Origin of the sequence: Alteromonas ponticola (genome assembly GCF_012911815.1) — a bacterium.
Lineage (GTDB): Bacteria > Pseudomonadota > Gammaproteobacteria > Enterobacterales > Alteromonadaceae > Alteromonas > Alteromonas ponticola.
This window is the reverse complement of record NZ_JAATNW010000014.1, coordinates 1-1725: the sequence shown is the minus strand read 5'-3', so window position 1 is coordinate 1725 and position 1725 is coordinate 1. Positions and strand designations below refer to the sequence as shown.

At 51.7% G+C, this 1725-nt stretch carries 1 rRNA gene; it reads right to left on the bottom strand.

What is annotated here, in order from left to right:
* Window positions 1–11: 11 nt before the first annotated feature.
* A 23S ribosomal RNA gene (locus HCJ96_RS16135) occupies window positions 12–1725 on the bottom strand; the annotation flags it as partial.

The following is a 1725-nucleotide window of genomic DNA, read 5'->3' as shown; positions in this document are numbered from 1 at the left end:
TTAGGCGTTGTATGGTTAAGCCTCTCGGGTAATTAGTACAGGTTAGCTTAACGCCTTACAACGCTTCCACACCCTGCCTATCAACGTCATCGTCTTTAACAACCCTTCCAGGACTTACGTCCAGGGATGACTCATCTTGGGGCCGGCTTCCCGCTTAGATGCTTTCAGCGGTTATCCGTTCCGAACGTAGCTACCGGGCAATGCCTTTGGCAAAACAACCCGAACACCAGCGGTTCGTCCACTCCGGTCCTCTCGTACTAGGAGCAGCTCCCCTCAATCATCCAACGCCCACACCAGATAGGGACCGAACTGTCTCACGACGTTCTAAACCCAGCTCGCGTACCACTTTAAATGGCGAACAGCCATACCCTTGGGACCGACTTCAGCCCCAGGATGTGATGAGCCGACATCGAGGTGCCAAACACCGCCGTCGATATGAACTCTTGGGCGGTATCAGCCTGTTATCCCCGGAGTACCTTTTATCCGTTGAGCGATGGCCCTTCCATACAGAACCACCGGATCACTATGACCTACTTTCGTACCTGCTCGACGTGTCTGTCTCGCAGTTAAGCTAGCTTATGCCATTGCACTAACCTCACGATGTCCGACCGTGATTAGCTAACCTTCGTGCTCCTCCGTTACTATTTGGGAGGAGACCGCCCCAGTCAAACTACCCACCAGACACTGTCCGTAATCCCGATAAGGGACCAACGTTAGAACATCAAACATACCAGGGTGGTATTTCAAGGTCGGCTCCATATGAACTGGCGTCCATACTTCGAAGCCTCCCACCTATCCTACACAAGTAGGTTCAATGTTCAGTGCCAAGCTGTAGTAAAGGTTCACGGGGTCTTTCCGTCTAGGTGCGGGTACACTGCATCTTCACAGCGATTTCAATTTCACTGAGTCTCGGGTGGAGACAGCGTGGCCATGGTTACACCATTCGTGCAGGTCGGAACTTACCCGACAAGGAATTTCGCTACCTTAGGACCGTTATAGTTACGGCCGCCGTTTACCGGGGCTTCGATCAAGAGCTTCGCCTAAGCTAACCCCATCAATTAACCTTCCGGCACCGGGCAGGTGTCACACCCTATACGTCCACTTTCGTGTTTGCAGAGTGCTGTGTTTTTAATAAACAGTCCCAGCCACCTGGTCACTGCGACCTCCAGCCGCTTAGAGAGCAAGTCTCATCACAGACAGAGGCGTACCTTCTCCCGAAGTTACGGTACAATTTTGCCGAGTTCCTTCACCCGAGTTCTCTCAAGCGCCTTAGTATTCTCTACCTGACCACCTGTGTCGGTTTGGGGTACGGTTCATATATTCATAAGTTTAGAAGCTTTTCCTGGAAGCAGGGCATCAACAACTTCGCCACCTTGGTGGCTCGTCTCGTGTCTCGGAATTGTAAAACCGGATTTACCTAATCTTACTTCCTACTCACTTTCACTTGGACAACCAACGCCAAGCTTGCTTAGCCTTCTCCGTCCCTCCATCACTGAATATACAAGTACGGGAATATTAACCCGTTTCCCATCGACTACGCATTTCTGCCTCGCCTTAGGGGCCGACTTACCCTGCCCTGATTAGCATGGGACAGGAAACCTTGGTCTTCCGGCGTGGGGGTTTTTCACCCCCATTATCGTTACTCATGTCAGCATTCGCACTTGTGATACGTCCAGCACACTTCTCAATGCACCTTCATCCGCTTACACAACGCTCCCCTACCCA